Source organism: Defluviimonas salinarum, assembly GCF_026013545.1.
GTDB classification, from domain to species: Bacteria; Pseudomonadota; Alphaproteobacteria; order Rhodobacterales; family Rhodobacteraceae; genus Albidovulum; species Albidovulum salinarum.
This window is the reverse complement of sequence record NZ_JAPDOG010000031.1, coordinates 34,076-40,684: the sequence shown is the minus strand read 5'-3', so window position 1 is coordinate 40,684 and position 6,609 is coordinate 34,076. Positions and strand designations below refer to the sequence as shown.

Genomic DNA, 6,609 nt, shown 5'->3' with positions numbered 1-6,609 from the left:
GAAAATCCTCCCACCCTCCCTGTCGCCAGAAAGGGCAAAAAGTGGCCGACTTTTACGCCGCCCGCAGCCGGATCATCCCGCCGCTACCGTGGCCGACTATTGCTCCGCCGTTCTCACGCCATTCGCGCACTCCGCGAGATTAGATAGGATGGTGAAGGATTTCTGATGCGGGCCGCGGCGCGAGGGTGCAGCCTGGTGCCGGGTCGGCCCGCGTTGGAGGTTCTTCACCTTTGCAGACCTTCGATTGAGAGTCGGAATCGTGCGGCGGAGTTCGAGAATGCGGTCATTCGCAGCGAGCGCAGAGTGTCGAGTGGATCAAAGGGTCGGAAGGCGAACAAAGAGTGAAGCCGCGTGTCCGCTCCGATGTTAGGTGGCGATAGCCCTTGCTTGCTCGCGCAGGATGAACTTCTGGATCTTTCCGGTGGACGTTCTTGGAACAGGCACGAACACGAACTTTCCGGGAACCTTGTAGGGTGCAAGGTGCTCGCGGCACCACGCGCGAAGCATTGTCTCATCCGCCTTCTGACCTGCTGCAAGTTCGACAAATGCACAGGGCGTTTCGCCCCATTTTTCATCGGGCATTGCAACGACGGCCGCGACCGCGACGGCAGGATGCCGGTACAGTGCCTCTTCGACTTCGATCGAGGAAATATTCTCACCGCCCGAGATGATGACGTCCTTTGACCTGTCCTTGAGCTGGATGTAGCCGTCGGGATGCATGACCCCCAGATCGCCCGAATGGAACCAGCCGCTGGCGAAGGCCTCCTGCGTCGCCTTGGGATTGCGGAAATAGCCCTTCATGACGACATTGCCGCGGAACATGACCTCTCCCATGGTCTTGCCATCGCGCGGCACGGGGCACATCGTCTCGGGGTCTAGAACGTCCAGCTGTTCCAGCGCCAGATAGCGCACGCCCTGACGGGATTTCAGCGTGGCCTGCTCGGCGCGGGGCAGCCCGGACCAGTTTTCGTGCCAGTCGTTGACGACCGCCGGGCCATAGGTTTCCGTTAGCCCGTAAAGATGGGTCACGTCAAAGCCCGCATCCCGCATGTCGGCAAGAAGCTTTTCAGGGGGGGGCGCGGCGGCCGTGAAGAATTGCACGGTACGGTCAAGACTGCGTTTGACCGTATCCGGCGCCGAGATCAGCAGCGACATCACGATGGGGGCGCCGCAGAGGTGGGTCACGCCTTCATCGGCGAGGGCATTCCAGATCGGCTCAGCACGCACCTGCCGCAGGCAGACATGGGTGCCGATGATGGCCGACATCGTCCAGGGGAAGCACCAGCCGTTGCAGTGAAACATCGGCAGAGTCCACAGATACACCGCATGTTTCTGCATCGAAGTCGTCAGCGCATTGCCCTGCGCCAGCAGGTAGGCGCCCCGGTGATGCGACACCACGCCCTTGGGGTCGCCGGTGGTTCCGGAGGTGTAGTTGATCGAGATGGCGTCCCACTCGTCCTCGGGCATCAGCCAGGCGAAATCCGGGTTGCCACGGGTCAGGAACACCTCGTAGTCGGCGGCCTCGAACTGTGTCCGTGCACCGTCGTATTCCGGATCGTCGTATTGGATCAGGACAGGCTTCACCGTGGCAAGTGCAAGAGCGTCCTGCATCAGCGGCATGAACTCGCGGTCCACGATCACGAGCTTGGACATGGCGTGATCGAGCTGGAACGCGATGATTGCCGCGTCCAGCCGGGTGTTGATTGAATGCAGGACCGCGCCGCACATCGGAACGCCAAAATGGCATTCGAGCATCGCCGGTGTGTTGGGCAACAGCACCGACACCGTGTCGCCGCGCCGGACCCCGTTCTTGGTCAGTGCCGAGGCAAGCCGCCGCGAACGCGCATAGAACTCCGCATAGTTGCGACGCAGCGTGCCGTGAACAATCGCGGTGTGGTCGGGGAAGACGCTGGCAGCGCGTTCGAGAAAGGTCAGCGGTGTAAGCGGCTGGTAGTTCGCCGGGTTGCGATCCAGACCGGTATTGTAGGGATTTTCCACCATAAGCCTCATTTATCCTGCCATTGCGGCGCGCGTTTTTCGATGAACGCTCCGATGCCCTCTTCCGCATCGCGGGCGAGCATATTTTCGACCATCACGCCGGAGGCGTAGTCATAGGCCTGCGCCAGCTGCAGCTCGCGTTGAACGTAGAACGCACGTTTTCCTGTGGCGAGCGTCATGCTGGATTTGGACGCGATCTTGCGGGCCATCTCGATGGTCGCCTCCCTCAACGCATCGGGGGCGACAGTCCGGTTGACCAGCCCAATCTCGGCCGCGCGGGCAGCCGATGTCATGTCCCCCGTCAGCAGCATCTCCATCGCGTGTTTGCCCGCCACGTTCCGCGACAGCGCCACCATCGGCGTGGAGCAGAACAACCCGATATGGACACCCGGCGTGCTGAATTGCGCGGTGTCCGCGGCAATGGCGAGATCGCAGCTGGCGACCAACTGGCAGCCCGCTGCGGTCGCGATCCCCGTGACCTCGGCGATGACGGGTTTCGGGCAATTCACAATCGATTGCATGACGCCCGAACACAGCGCCATGACCTTGGTGAAGTAGGCTTTGCCGCGATCCGGGGCGGACCGGCCGGCGGTCATTTCCTTGAGGTCATGCCCCGCGCAAAAGGCTGCTCCGTGTGCGGCTAGGATGACGACCCGTACAGAGGGGTTTGCCCCTGCCTCGGCAATGGTTGCGCCCAGCTCGCCCAGCATCGCTTCGGACAGGGCGTTGCGGCGCCGCGCGTCGTTCAGCGTCAGGCGCATAATGCCGTCGTCATCCAGATCGCGCAGCAGGATATCGCTCTCTTGCACAGGTTTTCTCCCTAACCGGTGCCTAAAGGACGTTGATCTCGACGCTGTCGGCGAGCGTGTTGGCGATGAAGCAGTAGCGATGGGCGCGGTCCTGCATTTCATCCAACGTCTTGTTGTCGACCGCGAAGCCGGTATCGAAACGCACCACCGGGTGCAGGTCGATACGCGTGACTGACATCTGTCCTTTGGGGTTCTTGCCGAGATGTGCAACTGCGTGATCGTGGTAGCTGGCCACCGGCCACTTCGCCTTCGCGGCCAGTGCCAGGAAGGTCATCATGTGGCAGCTAGACAATGCCGAGGCGAGCGCTTGTTCGGGGTTGGTGTTTTCCGGTTTGCCGCCCCAATCCGGGGCGGCATCCGCTTGCACTTCATAGCTGTTGTTGTAGCGCACGACATGCTCGGCAGAATACTTGCCCAGCTCGAAGCCCGCTTCGGTACGGTGCCAATGCAGTTCGATCGAAAGGTCGGACATGGCTACTTTTCCAGTCTGGTTGATGACAATCAGGCAGCGGCAAGGCTTTTTTGCGGATCGTAGAACGGGCGCTCCACGATCCTCGCACGCGTCGGGCCGGACGCGGTCACGACCTCGACTTCCGCGCCGATCTGCGCAGCATCCAAAGAGACCATGGCCAGGGCGATGTTCTGTTCCAGCCGCGGCGAATAGACGGCCGAGGTGACCTTGCCAACGAACGCACCGCCCTTGTTGACGGTCCAGAAGGTGGTGTTCGGCCCTTTGAGTGGCGACCCGTCGATGACCAGCCCGACCTGCTTGCGGCAGACGCCCTCTTCCTTAATCCGGCACAGCGCGGCCTTGCCGATGAACTCGGCCTCCATGTCGAGGCTTACGAGGCGACCAAGCCCAAGCTCGTAGGGATTGGTGTTGATGTCGGCGTCGGCGTGATAGGACAGCATGCCGCCCTCGATGCGGCGGACCGACGAGGTATGGCCGGGTTTCAGGCCGAAAGGCTTGCCCGCCGCCATAATCTTTTCCCATAGCTCGTCGCCGCGCGACCCGTCCTGCAGGTAAAGCTCATATCCCAGTTCGCTCGACCAGCCGGTGCGCGACACGATCAGCGGAATGCCGTCCAGCTCCACTTCGCGCAGCCAGTAATACTTGAGGTCCATGATGCTGTCGCCGAAGAGCGCCTTCATCACCTCGCCGGATTTCGGCCCTTGAAGCTGGAGCGGCGATACATCCGGTTCGCGGATCGTCACATCCATGCCCGAATGCACGGCGACGCCCTGTGCCCAGAGCAGGATGTCGCTGTCCGCAAGCGAGATCCAGAAGTGGTTCTCCGCCAGGCGCAGCAGGATCGGGTCATTCAGGATGCCGCCTTCGGCATTGGTGATGAGAACATACTTGCATTGCCCGACCGCCATCTTCGAAAGATCGCGCGGGGTCAGCATCTGAACGAACCTCGCGGCATCAGGGCCGGTGATCTCGACCTGACGCTCGACTGCCACATCGCACAGGATCGCGTCGTTGATCAGGTTCCAGAAATTCTGTTCCGGATCGCCGAAGTCGCGCGGGATGTACATGTGGTTGTAGACCGAGAAGCCCTTTGCGCCCCATCGGACCGTCGCGTCGAAATACGGGGATTTCCGGATCTGGGTTCCGAAACCGAAATCGTCTGATTTTGCCATTCTGATTGCCCTTTCCTGCGGGTCCTCACGGACCACGAGATCTTGTCGAACTGGCCGTGGTTTTAGGGGCAATCAGCTTGCAAGATCGGACTGAAGATTCATACCGAGCAGACTGAACGGACCAAATTGATGTTCAACTCAGACCGTTCGGACTTTGCGCGTCCGTTGAGCGCGTTCTCGGGTCACTTCGCTGGTTGGGCCAACAGCTGGGCAAGGTCCGGCTGCACCGATTTGACCTCGCGTGTCACGAAATAGGTCATGTAACGGTCTATCCCGAGTTCCGCCGACAGCATGTCTTCCATCAGCGTCTGGAAGGCCGAAAGGCTGGTTGTGACAACGGTCATCACGTAGTCCATCCCACCGCCAGTCGCGACGCAGTCGGTGACCGCGTTAAGGCTGCGGATATGCGCCTCGAAGCGGTCAAAATCCGTCTTGCGGTGGCTTTTCAGAGAAACAGTTACGACGACCTTGGAGACATCGACTATCTTACCCAGCGCAAGGTCCGCACGGTACCCGCGGATCAGGCCCGCCTTCTTCAGCCGGGCAAAGCGCGCCCAGCAAGGAGTAGAGGAAAGCCCTACCAACTCCGCCAGCTTCGATTTACTGAGCTGACCATTCTGCTGCAACGCGCAAAGGATACGAATGTCGGCGGCGTCGAGGGCAGTCGGTTTCATTCCTCAAGAGCCTCTACATATCGACATTTCCCGAGTACTCCCGCTGCCCAACGATATAGGTCACAAATTTCTACCTATTCGGAGGCTCCATTGCCAACCGTCAAATTGCGCTTTCGTCACTTGTCTTGCGGGCAAAACGACGTGGTGCTGCGTAAAGAACAGCCGGTCTCCGCATCACAGCAGACATAGTATTCCCCCATGTCTGGCTGGCGAGGACGGGACCAGACCGGACATTCGTCGCTTCCGCAGCGAAAGACCGCAATCCGCCGTTCCTGTCGCCAGCCGCGGGTCATCCGATTTACCGAGAGATGGGGAGCGGTTTGGCCGAGGGGCCGCAATCATGCACCGGGGTCTGGCTCGTCTTTTGACTGAAATCCCTCGGCCTCATGCCAGTGCATCAGGATCATCTCGGCCTTGATCCTCCCCCACCGAAGTGGCTCGCCAACTGGGATAGATTTGTCCCGTCGAGGAGGACCAAAGATGGCAGGAAAGCGAGACAAGCCCGAGGACATCGTGTTGAAGCTGCGGCAGGTCGAGGTGCTGCAGGGGCAAAGAATGACGATCGGCGACGCGGTTCGGCAGATCTGCGTTGGACTGCCCCCATCGAGTGGTCCGTGTTGATTGTTGGTGCATCATCGGCCTCTGGTCCATTGGAAGGAAGCTTTCCGGCGCGGGCGGGCGGTAGCGGCTCTGTTGCACAAATCGGCTGATGGCCGAGATTCCCCTATCCCCGGGCAGACTCATCCCTCGGCTTCAGTGACAGGTATGCCGAGCGCAGTGTAGCGGTTCAGGATGGCGATGCGGACGTGGAGCTCCGCAACCTGGCGGTCAAAGTCCCGCGCCATGAGCCGCTGGCCCAGCAGTTTCACGCAGTGCATCTTCGTTTCGACGCGGCTCCGGCGGTGGTATCCGCTCCATCGTCGCCAGAGCGCGCGGCCGAGGCATTTCGAGGCGCGCAATGCTTCGTTTCTTGCGACCGCCCCGGCGGTGACAGTCTTCCACGGCTTGGCATTCTTCCGTGGTGGGATGACGGCCTGAGCGCCGCGGTCAGCAATCGCATCGTGGCACTTGCGGGTGTCGTAGGCACCGTCTGCGGTGACGCTACCGATCTCTTGGTCCGCCGGGATCTGGCCGAGCAGGTCAGGCAGCACCGGCGCATCGCCGACATGGCTCCCGGTGATCTCGACGGCACGAACCTCCAACGTCTGCTCGTTGATCCCGAGATGGATCTTCTGTGGTTGCCGCCCGCGGTGCAAGACGTTTCTGATCCAGTAGGCAGGTGCTCGAAGTGCGGTCTTCTGTCAGGCCTGTATGTGCGGCCCTTCATTGCCGCTGGCCGGGATGGTGATCTGCGGAGCAGGTCCAAAATCTTGCGCGCGAGCTTTGAGGCTCCGGTCCATCTGCTGGTTTTCCCGATCCGGATCGCTTCGATCGTTTGCCCATTCTGGTCGTCGACTTCGTACCCCCCTTCACCGGCGCGTGGC

Annotated in this window: 6 protein-coding genes; all 6 read right to left on the bottom strand. The window is 61.0% G+C overall.

Features of this window, described 5'->3' with window-relative positions; genetic code table 11:
• Positions 1 to 366 precede the first annotated feature (366 nt).
• The gene (locus OM960_RS21580; protein WP_264773417.1) at positions 367 to 2,001 is read right to left on the bottom strand and encodes an acyl-CoA synthetase; all 1,635 of its coding nucleotides are present in this window, start codon (positions 1,999 to 2,001) and stop codon (positions 367 to 369) included.
• A 5-nt stretch (positions 2,002 to 2,006) separates the two neighbouring features.
• Positions 2,007 to 2,807 (bottom strand): enoyl-CoA hydratase, encoded by an 801-nt coding sequence (locus OM960_RS21575; protein WP_264773415.1) that lies wholly within the window; start codon positions 2,805 to 2,807, stop codon positions 2,007 to 2,009.
• 22 nt (positions 2,808 to 2,829) lie between these two features.
• Entirely contained in the window at positions 2,830 to 3,279 is a 450-nt protein-coding gene (locus tag OM960_RS21570; protein WP_263340661.1) for an OsmC family protein, read from the bottom strand.
• Positions 3,280 to 3,308: 29 nt separating this feature from the next.
• Positions 3,309 to 4,451 (bottom strand): glycine cleavage T C-terminal barrel domain-containing protein, encoded by a 1,143-nt coding sequence (locus OM960_RS21565; RefSeq protein WP_264773414.1) that lies wholly within the window; start codon positions 4,449 to 4,451, stop codon positions 3,309 to 3,311.
• A gap of 182 nt (positions 4,452 to 4,633) precedes the next feature.
• Positions 4,634 to 5,125 (bottom strand): Lrp/AsnC family transcriptional regulator, encoded by a 492-nt coding sequence (locus tag OM960_RS21560; protein ID WP_263340658.1) that lies wholly within the window; start codon positions 5,123 to 5,125, stop codon positions 4,634 to 4,636.
• Between the two features lie 740 nt (positions 5,126 to 5,865).
• Positions 5,866 to 6,393, bottom strand: coding sequence for an IS5 family transposase (locus tag OM960_RS21555; protein WP_264773416.1), 528 nt, complete (start codon positions 6,391 to 6,393; stop codon positions 5,866 to 5,868).
• Positions 6,394 to 6,609: the final 216 nt, after the last annotated feature.

Bases quoted from the DNA above. Each gene is read 5' to 3' on its own strand.
- OM960_RS21580 (WP_264773417.1), bottom strand. From the start codon at position 2,001: ATGGTGGAAAATCCCTACAATACCGGTCTGGATCGCAACCCGGCGAAC.
- OM960_RS21570 (WP_263340661.1), bottom strand. From the start codon at position 3,279: ATGTCCGACCTTTCGATCGAACTGCATTGGCACCGTACCGAAGCGGGC.
- OM960_RS21565 (WP_264773414.1), bottom strand. From the start codon at position 4,451: ATGGCAAAATCAGACGATTTCGGTTTCGGAACCCAGATCCGGAAATCC.
- OM960_RS21560 (WP_263340658.1), bottom strand. From the start codon at position 5,125: ATGAAACCGACTGCCCTCGACGCCGCCGACATTCGTATCCTTTGCGCG.